Here is a 17,049-nt window from a genome sequence, read left to right as displayed (position 1 = left end):
GACACCGGGCGCGGACCACGCTTGCTCCAGGATGCATTGAGTCTCTTGTCAGGCTCGAAGTCGGCCTTGGCCTGCGAGAGTAAGGAGCGTTCGACCGGTGGTTGATCGTCCCTTACCTGGCACCCGGCAGGCTTATCCGATCAGACCGGAACACCCAGGATGATGTGGGAGGCCTTGATCACCGCTGTGGCACTGACACCGGGTGCCAACCCCAGATCTGCCACTGCATGTCGAGTCACGATCGAATACACCTCGGCACCGCCGGCAAGCTGGATAACCACCTCGGCGTTGACGGCTCCGTCATTGACACTGACAACCTTGCCTTCCAGACAATTGCGCGCAGAGAGACGGATGTCGCTGGATTCGGTCATCAGCATCACCCAAGGGGCCTTGATCAGAGCGATCGCGTCCTTGCCTACCGCAATCCCCAGATTTTTGATGCTTTCCATCGTGACCACGGCAACCAGTTGCTCACCGCCGGGCAGTGTCAAACCTACTTCGGCATTGACCGCGCCTTCTTGTACCTGAGTGACTTTGCCTTTGAATACGTTGCGCGCACTGACTTTCATAGCGAAAACTCCTTTTTGACCACTGGGTTAAGATTTACCGGCATCATCAAGATTATTGCTATGCAAAAGCAAGTGCAGTGCACCACTGGTCATCTGTCGGCGTGAAATGTCCAGGCATCAGGCTTGCACATACACCCAGGCATTGGCGCCGGATTTGAGCACAACCTCAACACGTTTGTAGTCCGCCACCTCGTATTTGTCGGCCATTGCCAGCTCCTGTGGCGTGATCTCGAAAACAGTGCCGCTGACCTCATCCGACATGTCGCCGCTCTCTTGCACGATGGGATGATGGGTTTTTCCACTTGCGGCCAATACCTGCGGATCAGTTATTTCGACGAGGTTTTGCTTGTAGCCCGGTAGAGCATCAGGACGACCCTTCAGTTTGCGTCCGAAGCTGGATCGTTGGACTGCTGGATCCTGCAAGGTGCCGTAGGAGAACAGCAGGACTGGTTGCTCTGTTTCAATGGCCATTAGGTTTCCTTGAACGATGGTCGATTTGATGAGCAACTCTTCATGGAATGCCCGAATGGACGCTCCGGGTGGGCAATCCGGATTTCCGGAATCCATAAACCGCCAGTCGATCCGGGCGGTGATTCGCCGTGGGGGCGATCACCGGTGTACTTGGTTGCGCCCGTTACGCTTGGCCTGGTAAAGCGCGTCATCGGCGCGAGTCAGGAGGCTCTCCAGGTTGTCACCGGTTCTGGCGAGGGCGACACCAAAGGACGCGGTTACCGTGTCCAGCACCTTTTCGGAGCGACGAGCCTTGATCCGCAACGACTGAATTTTCAGACGCAGTTGCTCCGCGAAGGCATGGGCGCTGGTGATATCGGTACACTCCTGCAGGATCACGCAGAACTCTTCGCCGCCATAGCGTGCCGCCATGGCATGCGGTGGAAGCGAGTTTCGCAGCACCTGACCGACATGTTGGAGTACGCGGTCGCCTAAAGGATGACCGTACTGGTCATTGAATTGCTTGAAGTGATCGATATCCAGCATGACCAGAGCCACACCCTGGGGGGCGTTGCTCAGCGCTTGCTCCAGCAAGCGAGTGAAGGTGTTTCGATTGAGCACCTGAGTCAGGCTGTCCAGCGTCGCGGCCAGCTGGACGCGCTCAAGCTTGTCTCGCAGGCTTTTAATCTCATTTTGAGCAGTTTGCAGTTGGGAAAGGAAACGCTGCTGCTGGTCCTGCATGAGCTGGGTGCTCTGTTGCAATTCGCTGAGTACGGCGGGCAACCGGTTAATGACCGGCTCCTCAAGCATACCCAGGCAGTGTTCCAGGCTGGCCTGAAAGTTGAGATTGCCCATCACGCTGCTCGAGATGTCGCGTTCAATGTCGTCAACCAGGTTGATCGCTTGTTGCTGCCCGGCGCGGGCGTCCTCCAACTCATCGCGAATGATGTAGTCGCGAAAAAGCCTGGCGGCGGATTCCGGGGGGAAACTGTCGAAGTCTTCGACCACCCTATCCAGGTGGCGATTCAGTTCAGGCTCCAGGCCTTTGCTGTAGGTGTACCAGAGGGCGTAGTGCACTGGGTTGGGTGGAATATTGTGACGCACCATCAGCGGTATGGCTTGCTTGAGCAGGGCCGCCGCCTCGCGGGTATCCTCTGGATATAGCGATAGGGCAGTCGCCCGCTTCTCTGATTGGCTCATAACGTCACTGTCGTTGTTGATTTTTGTCGAACATAAAGCAAGAGGAGCATAACCATACCTCTTGCAGACGGCCATCCTATTCTAAGCTGATCAGCGTATAGACCTGATGTAGACCTGGCTTGACTGCAGCAATTCGTTGATCAAGCAGCCCGGACTGTCCTGATTGAGCTTGAAGTGCAAAGGTTACAGGACGTGCTTGAAGGCACCGTCATTACTCCAGTCGTCAAATCGAAGCAGGCACGAGCGTAACGCCATGAAGTGTTCAATCGAGCGACATGGGCAGCCAGGATGGTCGTTTCTGTTGGCCTCTACCCAGGGTGACGCTAAGACTCCTGGCGAAACCGCTCCGCAATGGCATCCGCATATGGATAGAGCGAAAAGTAGGGCCTGGCTTCGTCGATCACCCGTTGGAATGACGGTCTGTGCGTCAACCTGTCGAAATAGGCGCTCAAGTGACTGAACCCGTCCGGGAACGGCTGGACGGTACTGGCATAGAAAAGCGCCGGGGCAGCGGCGCAATCGGCCATGCTGAAGTCCTGACTGGCAACCCAGGTCCTGGATGCCATCTGGCGGTCGAGCATGCCATATGCGGTCTCCAGCGTGGATCGTGCTTTTGTCAAATCACCGTTAGCACCGCTCAAGCGATCACCGACTATCTGTTGCATCGGCCCTTGGACATAGTTGTCGAAAAAGCGGTCCCATAGACGCACATCCAGCGCGGTGTCCCAATTGCCTGGAATCAAAGGGTGTTCACCGGCATAGAAGCGATCCAGGTACTCAATGATGACTGTGGACTCTGGCAGGTCGCGCTTGCGAGCGTGGTCACGGATGACCGGGAATTTGCAGATTGGCCATATGGCTTGAAGCTGTGCTCTGTCTGCATCGTCGGTGAGATCGATGATCCGCTTTTCGAAGTCGACAGCGTTTTCGTAGAGCGCGATGAGTACTTTGTGGCAGTACGACGCCAGCGGATGATAGTAAAGAGTCAGCGACATCTTTCGGCTCCTGGGGGGACGTGTGGGACGCACTACTTGAAGACGGGAAAACCAGTGCAGTTTGCGCTGTCGTTCGGGGGAGGCCTGGCACGAGGCGAAATGGCATCTGGTCGACGATAACGCTTGTGCACGCAGGCGTTCCGAGTCCGTCGTACCCATCATCATAGTCGCTGGATTGACTGCCCGAAGAGGTCGTAGCGGCGGCGACAGCCGAATCAGGTTCGATCATTGGTCCCTGACAATAAGTTTTAATAACGAATCAGTAGGCTGTTCGCAGTAATAACACGAATTGTTGATGACTATTTTTTTCCACTGTAATGATTCTGTTGCCACTTGCAGTGGTGGAATGCATATATAAAAGTTGCCAATGGAAAATGCATTTTTTATGACATGAGCTAGCCTTTCCTCCAGGCATAAAGGATGAACGCCGGGGGGAGCATGGAAACGCGGAAATATTCCTGGATCTGGCTGGTTCTTTTTCTTTGCGATGGTGTGGGGGTGACGGCTGTTTATAAGAGCCATCTAAGTGATACGCCACAAGATTCTCTTGCCTGGGGCGGGTACGTCGTACTGATTCTAGTGACAACAAGCCTGGCTGCAGCGCCGCTTATCCGTTTTCTGGAACATGGGTGGTTTGCCCGGTATGAGGAGTTCAGGAACCGGCTTAACAACGGGGCCCTTGTTTTTTATTTGAGGCAGTTTTGGCAGCCACGAACCGATAAAAACCGCATTTTGAAGACGTGGCCCATTCCCGAAGACGCGGACACCAAAAAAGCTGCCGAGCAAGCGGCAGATGTCTTGTTTACCACGATCTATGAGGAGAACTACGGCCGCAATGCATTCTTGATTCCTATGACGCTGATGCTTGTTTCAGTTTTCGTAGGTGCAACGCTGTATATCGCATGGGCTTTTGGCGGACTGAAATCTGGCTCGTTTGTGAATGCCCCAATTGCCGCTGCCTCCCTGGGCGGCGCGTATCTGTTTGTCATCAGTGATCTTGTGGTCAGCGTGCGCAGGCGCACTTTGAACGTGGCGGATGTCTATTGGTATGCGCTGCGGATGGTTCTGGCGATCCCTATCGGTATGGCTTTCAGTGCGACCACAGATACAGCTCCCAGCCTGCAGGCTACGACGGCGTTTGTTGTGAGTACCCTTCCTATGGATGTGTTGTTCAAGGCACTGCGCCGGCTGGCTGCACGCAGTCTGAATAATGCAGAAAAGGGGCAAGAAAGTGATCAGTTGATTCAGCTTGAGGGGGTCACGGCCAACATTGCTGCGGTGTTATCAGCCGAGGGGGTCGATTCAATCGAACAGCTTATCGGGATAGATCCTGTTCTTCTTTCCATTCGAACCGGCTTTTCTTTCAAGTACGTCTTGCGATTGGGATCTCAAGCGATCGTCTGGAGGCATTTTGGCCAAAATGCACACAATCTGGTTCCCCTTGGACTTGCTGATGCGCCCGCCATTGCATCGCTGATGAAAGTGTTTGTTCACCCCCCGCAAAACCCGAACTTGTCTCTGGAGTCAGCCAATAGTGTGCTGGCTGACGCGGCCGCCTGCATGCACGGCCAGGACCATCCGGCCCTGAGTGTAGAAACGCTGAAGTTCAGCTTTTTCGAAATCACGAAAGAGAGCTACACCCTTTTCTTGTTGGCGACCCAAAAACAGGACTATCACCCACCGGATTAACTGGCCACTAGCGTATTAATCCATTGCCTTTGTATTGGAGACGGCTTTGCTAACGAAAAAATAATTTCCGACCTCGATGCAGGGGTGCCAATACCCTGCTTACTCAACGCATGCGCATGGCTTACGCCGATATTCGGTCATCCTGGAGCCAAGGGCACGCAACGTTTCATTAAGGAGACGGCCATGGCTGTAAACCATGTTTTTGTACTGATGCTGGAAAACCGGTCATTTGATCATCTACTCGGGTATTCCGATATTTCCGGTATTTCGTCACCGCCGCCGGATGCCACTGCAGCGAAAGACAGCATGGGTGGGAGAGTGGCTGTATCAGATGATGCCGTGGATCAAATGGGCGATATTGACCATGAGTACCCGGCAGTTCGAGTACAGCTTCATGGGAAGGGGCAAAGCGACACAGACCCCGTCACAATGGATGGCTTCTATCAAGCCAATGGCGCCGAGTCTTTACGTTGTTTTACAGCAGGCGCACCCCAGGTTCAGGTGTTACGCCACTTGGCCAAGGAATACTGTGTTTTCAATAATTGGTTCTCTTCTGTCCCTGGGCCTACCTGGCCCAATCGGTTTTTTGTGCATGCTGCGACATCAGGGGGGTTGGACAACAGTCCGAGCAATCTGGAATCGATGGGGGCGGTGACGCTTGAAAGTCTCGGCTTCGATTTTTTGTACGGTACGATTTACGACTGGCTGGACAAGGCCGGTCTAGAGTGGCGTGTATACCATGATGACCTGCTTCCCCAGATACTTTCTATCAAGGGCATGCCGGATTACTTCGTTGATCCGGGTGACAAGCATTTTCGCTGGCTACATGAGATGGCAAAGGATCTCAATGGCAGTTACACCCCTAGCTATACATTCATTGAGCCGTCGTACGATGTCGTGAATGGGTATAAAAAAGGCAACTCCCAGCATGCAGCAGGCACTGTATCGTCTGGTGATGCACTTATTAATTGGGTCTACCAACAGATCCGTGGGTCCAGTATCTGGGAGTCGAGCGCGCTGTTGATCCTGTATGACGAACATGGAGGATTCTATGATCATGTCGTCCCTCCAAAATGTACGCCGCCTGGTGACGACCAGCGTAATAGGAGTAAGGCAGCGCAGCCGCAAAAAAGCGCGTTCGATCAACTAGGCGTGCGAGTACCCGCGGTGCTTGTTTCGCCCTGGGTTCCCAAAGGTAAAGTCGTCACCACCGAAGAAGGCCAACCCGCTTTCGATCACAGTTCTGTCATTCGAAGTCTCACTGATCTATTCCCCACTCTGCGAGGTGCCCTTCAACAGGCGGGCAAAACATCCTTGACCCGGCGCGACGGTGCAGCAGCCTCCGCTGCGCCCCTTTTCTCGTTAGTGCAGCCTCGAACGGATGACGAATCGGTGTACCAATCGCTTCGAACGCTCCCCGCCAGTGTTTCCAGCGCGAACGCTCTTTTGGATGGCGCGGCGAGCATTAATCTTGATAGTTTGCCGGTCAGTGGGTTCAAGACCGGGTTCACCCATTTGGCTTGCGCCGTTGAACTTGCACGGCAACAGCTTTCGGCCCAGCCCACGTTACATACCTCTCTTGGCACAAATGATTTATCGACGGAGGGTGGTGCACAAAGTTTTATACGGCAGCTGGCTACGCTGAATCCGAAGTTGAAAGGGGCTTGATGAGACGCGCAGTGGGTAGCACTTCGGTAAAAAACGCTACCGGTCAAACCTGACGACGGCGCAAGACGATATCCCGCCAGGGTTGTCGGCGTTTGTCCGGACGATGCCTGCTGCGCAACATCAGCGGCTTGGGCGCTTCCATCGCCAGCGCCACATTGCAGCAGGCGCTTCAGGCGTTGGCCGCTGTCCCGCTCGTATGAGCCTGCAGGCACCGTACCAGAGCATCGAATGTCGCCTTGCAGCGCGGGCTCGCACACGCTGTCGAGCAGCGGGAGGGCATCGCGGTATGCAACTGAAGTGGTTGATGGTTAATCGGAACCACGAGCAGTATGCAAATATCGCCCATGCCTACCGACGGCGGGCAAGACGAGTTTCTCAGCGCTACTACGCTGTCATTACAGCAAAGATGATGAATCACCCCCCCTGAGGCCTCTGCATCGCCAGCGTCCAGGCGCAAAGCCGATCACTCGGGGATGACCTGACGGGTATCGCTGCGCTCAGCCCAACCTGGAGGTGCAATGAATGAGTAATGACTCTCGTGAGCACGGCGAACCGTTCAAACGTGTGTTTTTCGCGCTGCCCTGCGCGTATGCACAACGCCGGGCCATAGCCCAATGGCGCAGTGCTCTTGGTCTAAGTAGCGGACGCCCGGTTCCAGCGGAAAACTTTCATTTGACTCTGATGTTTCTGGGATCAGTAGCCATGACGCAGATTCCGGGCATCTGCGCTGCCGCCGCCAGTATTCGCCTGCCAGGCGAGCATTTGACGGTACCTCTTGACCACCTCGATGTATGGCGCCGCGCCGGCATTTTGTTACTCGCTCCAGCGCAGGAACCACTGGTGTTGCGCCAGCTGGTCTATGCCTTGCAACAGGCACTGCTGCCTCTCGGGTTTGTGGACGCCCCCCGGGAATTTCGCCCGCACTTGACCTTGATGCGGGACTATCGAGCACCTGTCCCTGAATCGAATGCCCCACCAGACTTTCACCTGAGTGCCAGACACTTCACCCTGTTCGAGTCGCATAAAGGCCGCTATCGGTCGCTGGCCGAATGGCCCCTGGTTCCGTAGACGCACCCGACTGTCCCTCGGTATGGCCGGTTACGAATGGCAGGAGTCGGTCGAGACTGTGTAAATAAACCGGTTGGGCGCTGCCCAGGCTTTTTGAGGGTTGCCAATGCTGCGAGGTCTGGCTTACCAAATTGGGGAGCGACTTAGTAGACCACTGCACATCGCCACTCGGGAGGGCGCACTCGCTGAAGCTAACCGCCTGGCAGGAATATTCAGATCAACGCTCAATTGGTAAGCTCCGTCCTTTATCGAACAAGGACAGCTCGTGTGATTACCTGCCATGTGAAGTATCTGATTGACCCTTACCAAATCCCTGCTTTTGAAAGCTATTCACGATTGTGGATCCGGCTGGTGACTCGAATGGGAGGCTTGCACCATGGCTATTTCCTGCCTGCCGAAGGTGCAAACAATATCGCGTATTGCCTATTCAGCTTTCAAAGCCTCTCGGACTACGAACGCTATCGCAAAGAAGCCGAAACCGATGCCGAATGCATCAAGGCGGTGACGTTGGCGCTAGAGAAGAAATTCATTGTCAGCTATGAGCGTAGCTTCATGCGCCCCGTGCTCGATTGACCTTGCTATCAGCGATACATGATTGGAACCTCAAGTGCCAGGGCTGAGAGGGCCCTGGCATGCGCTGACCTCAGTCGTGATGCACGTCGGCGCGTTTGAGCAGTTGCTTGCACCGTTCGGACAAGTGAAACACACGCAGGTGCTTGCCGGCCTTGACGTAGCGCTCACGCAGCGTCTTCAGCGCGGCGATGGCCGAGTAGTCGACAACGCTCAGGTGGCGACAGTCGAGTGTCACCTGGGGCGGGTCGTTGGCGGGGTCGAACTGGTTGAGGAAGGGCGTGGTCGAGGCGAAGAACAGCGTGCCATGCAGGCGGTAGAGCTTGCTGCCGTCGGCTTCCAGATGACTGTCGGCGTAGAGCTCGCGGGCCTGCTGCCAGGCGAAGTTGAGCGCGGCAATGATGATCCCGCAAAGCACCGCGGTGGCCAGGTCGGTGAACACCGTGATGGCCGTCACCGCGAAGATCACCAGCACGTCGTTCAGCGGCACCTTGTTGAGCACCCGTAGCGAGGCCCAGGCGAAGGTCTGCTGCGACACCACGAACATCACCCCGACCAGTGCGGCAAGCGGGATGTGCTCGATCAGCGGCGAAAGGAACAGCACGAACAACAGGATCATTACCCCGGCGACCACGCCCGAGAGCCGGCCGCGGCCGCTGGAGCTGAGGTTGATCACGGTTTGACCGATCATGGCACATCCGCCCATGCCGCCGAAGAGACCGGAGACAATGTTAGCCGCCCCCAGTGCCACGCACTCGCGATCCGGGTAGCCACGGCTCTCGGTGATCTCATCGGTAAGGTTCAGCGTCAGGAGGGTTTCCAGAAGGCCGACCAGGGCCATCAATACGGCGTAGGGGGCCACGATGCGCAGGGTTTCCAGGTTCCAGGGCACCTCTGGAAAGGCTAATTCAGGTAAGCCGCCGGCAATGTGCGCCATGTCGCCAAGGGTGCGGGTCGGCAGGCCGAGCAGGAATGTCGCCAGACCGACGCCAAGGATCGCAACCAGCGCCGGCGGCACGGCGCGGGTCAGGCGCGGCAGCAGGTAGACGATGGCCATTGTCAGCGCCACCAGCCCGATCATCATGTACAGCGGTGTACCGCTCAGCCAGGCCTCGCCGCTCTTGAAGTGCTCCAGCTGGGCCAGGGCGATGATGATCGCCAGGCCGTTGACGAAGCCGAGCATCACCGGGTACGGCACCATGCGCACCAGCTTGCCCAGCCGTAGCAGGCCGAAAGCGATCATGATCAGTCCACCCATCAACACGGTGGTGAGCAAGTACTGCACGCCGTGCTGCACCACCAGCGCGACGATCACAACGGCCATCGACCCGGCGGCGCCGGACACCATACCCGGCCGGCCCCCGAACAGGGCGGTCAGGGTGCAGATGATGAAGGCGCCGTATAGCCCCATCAGCGGATTGAGGTGGGCAACCAGGGCGAATGCGATGCACTCGGGCATTAGGGCGAAAGAGGTGGTGAGTCCGGCCAGGGAGTCGGCGCGCAGACGTTTTGCTTTCATGGTTTACCTAAAATACAGGCCGGCGAAACCGGCCGCAGGGAGTGGCGGAAAAGCGGGCTGCGGATGTTACGGAATTGAAGGCAGCCCGGCCACTTTTCAGGTAGTTGCAACCCTTGCTTGATCTTCTGCTGGTTGATGTTTTTTTGCTTTCGAGCGTCAGCTTCACGCCCTGAGGAAGTCAGTCAACCGTATTCGAGGTTCTTTAGCTGCGGTCAGCGCCGATCCAGCCACACAGTCTGGGCATTACAAAATTCGCGTACCCCGAAATGCGACAGCTCCCGGCCAAATCCGCTTTTCTTCACGCCGCCGAAGGTGACGCGTGGGTCGGTGGCGCAATAGCCGTTGATGAACACGCCACCGGTTTCAAGCTCGCTGGCCATCTGCTGGGCAAGCTCGACATTGCCGGTGTAGATGGTGGCGGCGAGTCCGAACTCACTGTCATTGGCCAGCGCCAACGCATGTGCGGCATCGCGCGCCGTGATGATCGAAGCCACTGGGCCAAACAGTTCCTGTTTGAACGAGGTCATCTGGTCGGTGACATCAGCGAAGACAGTGGGCTCATAAAAGTTGCCGGGGCCTTCAGCCTTCTTCCCACCCATCAACAACGTCGCGCCTTCTTCCAGTGTGTCTCGCACCTGTTGATCCAGTTCATCACGCAGATCAAAGCGAGCCATGGGGCCGATGTAGGTGTCCGCAGCCAGCGGATCGCCAACGACCAGCTGGCGGGTGGCGTCGACGAACTTGCGGGTGAACGCCTCGACAACACCTTGCTCGACAATCAGGCGTTTGGCCGCTGCGCAGACTTGCCCGGTATTCTGGTAACGGCCAATAACGGCGGCTTTGACCGCTTCGTCGAGGTCGGCATCGTTGAGCACAATGAAGGGATCGGAACCGCCCAGCTCCAAAACACACTTCTTCAAGGCCGCACCGGCTTGCGCGCCGATGGCAGTGCCGGCTCGCACACTGCCGGTGAGGGTCACCGCAGCGATGCGTGGATCGGCAATCGCCTTGGAGACACCGTCTGGCGTGACATTGATGACTTCGAAGACACCTTCGGCAAAGCCGGCGCGCTTGAAGGCATCCAGCAGCAGATAGGCGCACCCCATCACGTTTGGCGCATGCTTGAGAACGTAGGTGTTGCCGGCGATCAACGCTGGAACGGCGCCACGAAGCACCTGCCAGATGGGAAAGTTCCACGGCATCACGGCGAGAATCGGGCCCAGCGGGCGATATTCAATGCGCGCCTTGCCACCTTCAACCATCGTCGGCTCGGCGGTCAGCATGGCGGGGCCGTGTTCGGCGTACCACTGGCAGAGCTGCGCACACTTTTCAATTTCACCGCGCGCCTGGGTGGTGGGCTTGCCCATTTCCAGAGTAATCATGTTCGCCAGCTTTGCTGCGTCGTCACGCAATGCCTGAGCCAGGGCGATCAACAATTGCGAGCGTTCCTCTACTGGTTTGCTCCGCCAAGCCTTGAACCCGGCAGCGGCACGGGACAGTGCGGCCTGCAGCGCCGATTCGGATTCAAAAGGGTAGTGGCCGATCTGCTCGCCGTTGGCGGGGTTGATCGAAATGGCATGGGTGAGGCTGGAAACGTTGGTCATGGCACCGTCCTGCGAGGTGGGGATGGGCTCAGGTTACGGTGGCATTAATTTTCTGGAAACTGAATAATACTGAGCATATCGTTCACGATTGGAGAATGACTTGGATCTGGTTCAGCTGGAGATTTTCAAAGCTGTTGCCGAGCAGGGCAGCATCAGCGCGGCGGCTCAGCACATCCACCGGGTGCCTTCGAACCTGACGACACGGATCAAGCAACTGGAGCAGGATCTGGGGGTGGATCTGTTTATCCGCGAGAAGAGCCGCTTGCGCCTGTCGCCGGCCGGTTGGAGTTTTCTCGACTACGCCCGGCGCATCCTTGATCTGGTCCAGGAGGCCCGCGCGACGGTGGCCGGTGAAGAGCCGCAAGGATCGTTTCCCCTGGGGTCGCTGGAGAGCACCGCGGCGGTGCGCATTCCTGAGCTGTTGGCCGCCTATAACCAGCAATACGCCAAGGTCGAGCTGGACCTGTCCACCGGGCCTTCCGGGACCATGATCGAGGGTGTGCTCTCTGGTCGATTGGCCGCCGCGTTCGTCGACGGACCGGTTCTGCACCCGGCACTGGAAGGCGTGCCGGCGTTTGAGGAGGAGATGGTGGTCATCGCACCGCTCAACCATGCCCCGATCCATCGTGCACGGGATGTCAACGGCGAGAACATTTATGCCTTCCGCGCCAATTGTTCGTACCGGCACCACTTCGAAAGCTGGTTCACCAAGGACGCATCGGTGCCCGGCAAGATTTTCGAAATGGAGTCCTATCACGGCATGCTGGCCTGCGTCAGCGCCGGTGCAGGCCTGGCATTGATGCCCCGCAGCATGCTCGAGAGCATGCCAGGGTGTACCACGGTGAGCATCTGGCCGCTGTCGGAATCATTCCGCTATTTGCGGACCTGGCTGGTGTGGCGCCGCGGCACGGTGTCACAAAGTTTGAGCATGTTTGTGCGCTTGCTTGAAGAGCGCGGCGTGGTGCGGGAAGAGGCCTGAAAAGTCTGGGGAGACAGGTACGCTAAAAAAAACGGGAGTCGCTTGCGACTCCCGCTAAATGCGCAGCTTCGAAGAACGGTTGTGCTAGTTCGCGCGCCCGAGAATGGATTGAGCGCGAGCAATGACCGGCGCATCCACCATTTGCCCATCCAGCACGAACACGCCTTCACCCGAGCTCGCGGCGTCCATGATGCGTTGCGCCCAGTGCAATTGCTCAGTACTGGGTTTTAACGCCTGATGGATGATCTGCACCTGGCTTGGATGGATACACAGCGCGCCACCAAATCCCATGTCGCGGGCAAATTGAACGGTACTGTGCAGGCCTGCGGTGTCCTGAATAGAGGGGAACACTCCGTCCAGCGCCGGGGCGAGGCCAGCAACCCGAGTGGCGAGCAGCACGGCGTAGCGGGCGTGACTGAGGATCTCTTCGGCGGCAGGGCTGGCGGTGGTCAGATTCAGGTCCAGGCCCAGATCGAGGCTGCCGAACGACAAGCGCTCAACGCCTCGGGCTTCGGCAATCGCGCTGAGTGCCGACAGGCCCTTGGCACTCTCGATGATGGGCCAGATCGGCTTGCCGGTGCTGCCAGCGGTGAACACGTGCGCCGCGCTTTCTGCCTTGGGCAGCAAGATCCCGATCACGCCGGCATGGCGTCGGCAAAGATCCAGATCCGCAGCGTGCGCCCAGTGACCAGGGGCATTCACACGAACCAGAACCTGAACATCGGGGCTCTCGCTCAAAAAGCGCTCCAGGTTATCCCTGGCCTGTTCCTTGAGGTTTTCCTGCACCGCATCCTCCAGGTCGACGATGACCCGGTCAGCGCCGGTGGCGATGGCTTTGGGGATGCGCTCTGGACGGGTTGCCGGCACAAACAGGGCGGAGCGAACAATCGATGTATTCATGGTGCTTCTCCCTCGTTGAACTCCACCTCACCGATCTGCGCGGTGCCGTCGTGGTTGCCAGCCCATAGCTGGGCCTTGCCGTTGTCGATCAAACGTCCACCGACCTCGAAAGGTTGCGGTGAAATCAGTGGCCTGATGCCCCGGAAGGAGAAGCGCTTCAAGCGAGCGCTGGGGTGCGCTTTGGTAAAGGCGCGCAAGTTCAGGGTGGCGATCAATGGACCATGCACCACCAGCCCCGGATAACCTTCGGTCTGTGTAACGTAAGGCCAGTCATAGTGAATTCGATGGCCATTGAAGGTGACCGCGGAGTAGCGCAACAGCAAGGTCGGGGAAGGTTCCACCGCGTCGCGCCATTGGCCTTCAGGCAGCGCTTCGGTGCCGCTGAGTTTGGGCGGCGTGGGTTCTCGGTAGACAATGTCCTGCTCATCTTGCAGAGCCCGTTGGCCGTCCTGGAAATACTCATGGCGTACCGTGACAAACAGCAGGGAGCCTGTACGCCCGTGCTTTTCCTCGACGTTGACGATGGTCGAGACGCAGGACACCTCGGCCTCCACCGTTAATGGTTGGTAAAACTCCAGTCGGCTGCCGGCCCACATGCGATTGCGGTTGTGCGCAGGCGGCAAGAAACCACCGAGCGCCGGATGACCGTCAGGGCCCAGTTCGCTTGCTGCAACCGGTTCCTGAAAGAATGCCCAGTGCCACAAGGGCGGTAGCGCTTCGCCGGGCAGCGGTGCCACCTCGCCCAAGGTCGCGGCAATGCGTTTAACCAGGTTGAAACTGATCCGGTCCTGGCTTTCCTGACGGCGTCCAATCCAGGCTTGAAGATCGACATTACTCATAGACATCGCTCCTGTCGGTCGGTGATCAGGCCAGGGCGGCCAGTTCGGGTACGGCGTCAAACAGATCGGCTACCAGACCGTAATCGGCCACCTGGAAGATCGGCGCTTCTTCGTCCTTGTTGATCGCCACGATCACTTTGGAGTCTTTCATGCCGGCCAGGTGCTGGATCGCGCCGGAAATACCGACGGCGATATACAGCTGTGGCGCGACGATCTTGCCGGTCTGACCGACCTGCATGTCGTTGGGGACGAAACCGGCGTCGACCGCCGCGCGGGAAGCGCCGACCGCCGCGCCCAGCTTGTCGGCCAGGGCGTACAGGTGCTTGAAGTTGTCGCCGTTCTGCATGCCGCGACCGCCGGAAACGACGATCTTGGCAGCGGTCAGTTCCGGACGATCGGACTTGGCCAGTTCTTCGCCAACGAAGCTGGAAGTGCCAGCGTCGTGGGCCGCCGCAACCGCTTCAACAGCCGCCGAACCACCAACAGCGGCCACCGGGTCGAAACCGGTGGCGCGCACGGTGATGACCTTCACGGCAGCCGAAGACTGCACGGTAGCGATAGCGTTACCGGCATAGATCGGGCGCTTGAAGGTGTCAGCACTTTCCACCGAGATGATCTCGGAGATCTGGTCAACGTCCAGCTGCGCGGCAACGCGCGGCAGGATGTTTTTGCCGTTGGAAGTAGCGGCAGCCAGGATGTGGCTGTAGCCAGCGCCCAGGCCGGCAACCAGTGGCGCCACGTTTTCTGGCAGTTGGTGCGCGTAGGCAGCGTTGTCGGCGACCAGCACTTTAGCCACGCCAGCGATTTTCGCCGCGGCTTCAGCTACCGCGCCCACATTGGCACCCGCCACCAGCAGGTGAATGTCACCACCGATCTTCGCGGCAGCCGCCACGGTGTTCAGCGTGGCCGGGGCCAGCACTTTGTTGTCCTGTTTGTCGTTTGAAAAGTCAGCAATCACCAGGATCGTCATTCAGATCACCTTCGCTTCGTTCTTGAGTTTCTCGACCAGCTCAGCCACCGACTTGACCTTGATACCCGCGCTGCGTGCAGCCGGCGCTTCGACTTTCAGGGTCTTGGTGGTGGAGGCGGTGCAAATGCCCAGAGCGTGCGCAGTCAGCACTTCGAGAGGCTTCTTCTTGGCTTTCATGATGTTGGGCAGGGACGCGTAGCGCGGCTCGTTCAAACGCAGGTCGGTGGTGACGATGGCCGGCAGTTTCAGGGAAACCGTCTGCGCGCCGCCGTCGACTTCGCGAGTCACGGCAACGCTGTCGCCGCTGACTTCGACTTTCGAAGCGAAGGTGCCCTGACCGTAGCCGGTCAGTGCCGCGAGCATCTGGCCGGTCTGGTTGTTGTCGCTATCGATGGCCTGTTTGCCAAGGATCACCAGCTGCGGCTGTTCCTTGTCGACCACAGCCTTGAGCAGCTTGGCCACGGCCAGGGAGTTCAATTCATCAGCGGATTCGACGAGGATGGCCCGATCGGCCCCCAGCGCCAAAGCGGTACGCAGCTGCTCTTGAGCAGTGGACGGACCCACAGAGACGACAACGATTTCAGTCGCAACACCTTGCTCTTTGAGGCGTACGGCTTCTTCCACGGCAATTTCGCAGAAGGGGTTCATCGACATCTTGACGTTAGCCAGGTCGACATCGGTGTTGTCCGCCTTCACGCGAACTTTCACGTTGTAATCGACCACGCGTTTCACAGCTACCAGGATCTTCATTGGGCAGTGTTCTCTCGAAAATCTTTGATCGTTGCAGTCAGGCTGCTTGTTATCGGATCGCGGCTAAATCGCCCCGGCTGCGCGCATTTGTTCAATGCGGTCCGCTCCCAACCCCAGTTCCCCGAGTACCTGTTCGGTGTGTTGGCCAAGGCCCGGCACGGCGTCCATGCGTGGTTCGAAAGCGCTGTTGGTGCCAGGAGGTATCAGGCTTGGGACGCGCCCGGCAGAGGTTTCAACTTCCCGCCAGCGATCACGGGCCTGAAGTTGTGGATGATCCCAAACACCTTGCATGTCGTTGACCCGGGCGTTGGCAATCTGCGCATGGTCCAGCCGATCGATCACCGCATCGAAGTTGAGCGTGGAGAACGATTGAACGATGAGATCCCGAAGCGCATGACGGTTTTCGACACGTTTGAAGTTGGCAGAGAAGCGTTCGTCTTCAGCCAGTTCGGGCTGGAGCAGAACCTTGTCGCAAAACAGCTGCCATTCGCGCTCGTTCTGCAAACCCAGCATGACGGTGGTGCCGTCACCGATGGGAAAGGGCCCATAGGGGTAAATGGTGGCATGCGCAGCACCCGCGCGAGGTGGCGGTGGTGCGCCGTTGTAGGCGTAGTACATCGGGTAGTTCATCCACTCGACCAGGCTTTCCAGCATGGACACATCGATGTGGCTGCCTTCGCCGGTTCGAGCGCGCAGCAACAGGGCGGACAGGACGCCCGTGTAGGCGTACATGCCCGCCGCGATGTCGGCGATCGAGCAACCGGCCTTGGCCATTTCCTCTTCACCCGGGCCGCCGGTCACCGACAGAAATCCACCTTCGCTCTGGATCAACAGGTCGTAAGCTTTTTTCTTTTCATAGGGCCCACCGACGCCATAGCCTGAAATGTCGCAGACAATCAGGCGCGCAAAGCGTTGATGCAAGGTCTCGAATGACAGCCCCATTCGCGCAGCCGCACCGGGTGCCAGGTTCTGCACGAGCACATCGGCGGTGGCCAGCAAAGCGTCCAGCACCTCGGTTGCCGAGTCCTGCTTCAGGTCGAGGGTCAGGCTTTCTTTCGAGCGATTGGTCCAGACGAAGTGCGAGGCCAGGCCGTTGACGCGTTGGTCATAGCCTCTGGCGAAGTCGCCTGTGCCTGGACGTTCGACCTTGATCACGCGGGCGCCGAGGTCGGCCAGTTGACGGGTGCAGAAGGGTGCGGCGATTGCATGTTCAAGGCTGACGACAGTGATGCCATCGAGCGGACGTGTACCGTTGGGCTGGCTCATGATTTTTTATCTC

General features: G+C 58.0%; 16 protein-coding genes. 5 read left to right on the top strand and 11 right to left on the bottom strand.

Translation table 11 applies throughout. The features are described from left to right. Window positions 1-140: 140 nt before the first annotated feature. From AC07VR_RS22525 to AC07VR_RS22510, 4 genes are all read right to left on the bottom strand, one after another. Window positions 141-569 carry a TOBE domain-containing protein gene (locus AC07VR_RS22525; protein WP_495012583.1) on the bottom strand — a complete coding sequence of 143 codons (429 nt, stop codon included), beginning with the start codon at window positions 567-569 and terminating at the stop codon, window positions 141-143. Window positions 570-686: 117 nt separating this feature from the next. Next, entirely contained in the window at window positions 687-1,040 is a 354-nt protein-coding gene (locus AC07VR_RS22520; RefSeq protein WP_495012618.1) for a gamma-glutamylcyclotransferase family protein, read from the bottom strand. A 138-nt stretch (window positions 1,041-1,178) separates the two neighbouring features. Further along, window positions 1,179-2,219 (bottom strand): GGDEF domain-containing protein, encoded by a 1,041-nt coding sequence (locus AC07VR_RS22515; RefSeq protein WP_495012582.1) that lies wholly within the window; start codon window positions 2,217-2,219, stop codon window positions 1,179-1,181. 323 nt (window positions 2,220-2,542) lie between these two features. Continuing rightward, window positions 2,543-3,214, bottom strand: a complete 672-nt coding sequence (locus tag AC07VR_RS22510; RefSeq protein WP_495012581.1) for a glutathione S-transferase family protein — start codon at window positions 3,212-3,214, stop codon at window positions 2,543-2,545. Between the two features lie 438 nt (window positions 3,215-3,652). Here AC07VR_RS22510 and AC07VR_RS22505 point away from each other — a divergent pair, with 438 nt between their 5' ends. The 4 genes from AC07VR_RS22505 to AC07VR_RS22490 all read left to right on the top strand — a co-directional run bounded on the left by AC07VR_RS22505 (window position 3,653) and on the right by AC07VR_RS22490 (window position 8,212). Beyond that, complete coding sequence (locus tag AC07VR_RS22505; RefSeq protein WP_495012580.1) at window positions 3,653-4,903, top strand: hypothetical protein; 1,251 nt, start codon at window positions 3,653-3,655, stop codon at window positions 4,901-4,903. Window positions 4,904-5,086: 183 nt separating this feature from the next. Then, window positions 5,087-6,571, top strand: a complete 1,485-nt coding sequence (locus tag AC07VR_RS22500) for an alkaline phosphatase family protein (protein ID WP_495012579.1) — start codon at window positions 5,087-5,089, stop codon at window positions 6,569-6,571. A 522-nt stretch (window positions 6,572-7,093) separates the two neighbouring features. Further along, window positions 7,094-7,639, top strand: coding sequence for an RNA 2',3'-cyclic phosphodiesterase (thpR, locus tag AC07VR_RS22495; protein ID WP_495012578.1), 546 nt, complete (start codon window positions 7,094-7,096; stop codon window positions 7,637-7,639). A gap of 267 nt (window positions 7,640-7,906) precedes the next feature. Continuing rightward, window positions 7,907-8,212: an NIPSNAP family protein gene (locus AC07VR_RS22490; protein ID WP_494992234.1), complete on the top strand. Its 306-nt coding sequence runs from the start codon at window positions 7,907-7,909 to the stop codon at window positions 8,210-8,212. A 70-nt stretch (window positions 8,213-8,282) separates the two neighbouring features. Here the strand turns inward: AC07VR_RS22490 and AC07VR_RS22485 are convergent, their stop codons facing one another. Together AC07VR_RS22485 and AC07VR_RS22480 are read right to left on the bottom strand one after the other, a co-directional pair. Beyond that, window positions 8,283-9,728, bottom strand: coding sequence for a SulP family inorganic anion transporter (locus AC07VR_RS22485; RefSeq protein WP_495012577.1), 1,446 nt, complete (start codon window positions 9,726-9,728; stop codon window positions 8,283-8,285). Window positions 9,729-9,940: 212 nt separating this feature from the next. Further along, entirely contained in the window at window positions 9,941-11,332 is a 1,392-nt protein-coding gene (locus tag AC07VR_RS22480) for an aldehyde dehydrogenase family protein (RefSeq protein ID WP_495012576.1), read from the bottom strand. Between the two features lie 100 nt (window positions 11,333-11,432). Between AC07VR_RS22480 and ptrR the strand changes: the two genes are divergently transcribed. Then, on the top strand, window positions 11,433-12,311 hold the full coding sequence (ptrR, locus tag AC07VR_RS22475) for a putrescine utilization regulator PtrR (protein WP_494992231.1): 879 nt from the start codon (window positions 11,433-11,435) through the stop codon (window positions 12,309-12,311). Between the two features lie 84 nt (window positions 12,312-12,395). On the opposite strand, the gene AC07VR_RS22470 is transcribed toward ptrR, so the two are convergent. The 5 genes from AC07VR_RS22470 to AC07VR_RS22450 form a co-directional block, all read right to left on the bottom strand. Continuing rightward, window positions 12,396-13,211 (bottom strand): HpcH/HpaI aldolase/citrate lyase family protein, encoded by an 816-nt coding sequence (locus AC07VR_RS22470; protein ID WP_495012575.1) that lies wholly within the window; start codon window positions 13,209-13,211, stop codon window positions 12,396-12,398. After that, on the bottom strand, window positions 13,208-14,050 hold the full coding sequence (locus tag AC07VR_RS22465; RefSeq protein WP_495012574.1) for an HTD2 family dehydratase: 843 nt from the start codon (window positions 14,048-14,050) through the stop codon (window positions 13,208-13,210). The genes AC07VR_RS22470 and AC07VR_RS22465 overlap by 4 nt, the downstream gene beginning before the upstream one ends. Window positions 14,051-14,075: 25 nt before the next feature. Further along, window positions 14,076-15,020, bottom strand: coding sequence for an electron transfer flavoprotein subunit alpha/FixB family protein (locus AC07VR_RS22460; RefSeq protein ID WP_495012573.1), 945 nt, complete (start codon window positions 15,018-15,020; stop codon window positions 14,076-14,078). Next, on the bottom strand, window positions 15,021-15,770 hold the full coding sequence (locus AC07VR_RS22455; RefSeq protein ID WP_495012572.1) for an electron transfer flavoprotein subunit beta/FixA family protein: 750 nt from the start codon (window positions 15,768-15,770) through the stop codon (window positions 15,021-15,023). It lies immediately after the preceding gene. Window positions 15,771-15,833: 63 nt separating this feature from the next. Then, window positions 15,834-17,036 (bottom strand): CaiB/BaiF CoA transferase family protein, encoded by a 1,203-nt coding sequence (locus tag AC07VR_RS22450; RefSeq protein ID WP_495012571.1) that lies wholly within the window; start codon window positions 17,034-17,036, stop codon window positions 15,834-15,836. Window positions 17,037-17,049: the final 13 nt, after the last annotated feature.

It is taken from the genome of Pseudomonas sp. GW821-FHT02H09, assembly GCF_059421425.1.
Note: the sequence above shows the minus strand (reverse complement) of the source record. Positions and strands in the feature narration are given on the sequence as shown.

Coding starts and splice junctions, on each gene's coding strand:
- AC07VR_RS22525 (WP_495012583.1), bottom strand. CDS start 569: ATGAAAGTCAGTGCGCGCAACGTATTCAAAGGCAAAGTCACTCAGGTA.
- AC07VR_RS22520 (WP_495012618.1), bottom strand. CDS start 1,040: ATGGCCATTGAAACAGAGCAACCAGTCCTGCTGTTCTCCTACGGCACC.
- AC07VR_RS22515 (WP_495012582.1), bottom strand. CDS start 2,219: ATGAGCCAATCAGAGAAGCGGGCGACTGCCCTATCGCTATATCCAGAG.
- AC07VR_RS22510 (WP_495012581.1), bottom strand. CDS start 3,214: ATGTCGCTGACTCTTTACTATCATCCGCTGGCGTCGTACTGCCACAAA.
- AC07VR_RS22505 (WP_495012580.1), top strand. CDS start 3,653: ATGGAAACGCGGAAATATTCCTGGATCTGGCTGGTTCTTTTTCTTTGC.
- AC07VR_RS22500 (WP_495012579.1), top strand. CDS start 5,087: ATGGCTGTAAACCATGTTTTTGTACTGATGCTGGAAAACCGGTCATTT.
- thpR (WP_495012578.1), top strand. CDS start 7,094: ATGAGTAATGACTCTCGTGAGCACGGCGAACCGTTCAAACGTGTGTTT.
- AC07VR_RS22485 (WP_495012577.1), bottom strand. CDS start 9,728: ATGAAAGCAAAACGTCTGCGCGCCGACTCCCTGGCCGGACTCACCACC.
- AC07VR_RS22480 (WP_495012576.1), bottom strand. CDS start 11,332: ATGACCAACGTTTCCAGCCTCACCCATGCCATTTCGATCAACCCCGCC.
- AC07VR_RS22470 (WP_495012575.1), bottom strand. CDS start 13,211: ATGAATACATCGATTGTTCGCTCCGCCCTGTTTGTGCCGGCAACCCGT.
- AC07VR_RS22465 (WP_495012574.1), bottom strand. CDS start 14,050: ATGAGTAATGTCGATCTTCAAGCCTGGATTGGACGCCGTCAGGAAAGC.
- AC07VR_RS22460 (WP_495012573.1), bottom strand. CDS start 15,020: ATGACGATCCTGGTGATTGCTGACTTTTCAAACGACAAACAGGACAAC.
- AC07VR_RS22455 (WP_495012572.1), bottom strand. CDS start 15,770: ATGAAGATCCTGGTAGCTGTGAAACGCGTGGTCGATTACAACGTGAAA.
- AC07VR_RS22450 (WP_495012571.1), bottom strand. CDS start 17,036: ATGAGCCAGCCCAACGGTACACGTCCGCTCGATGGCATCACTGTCGTC.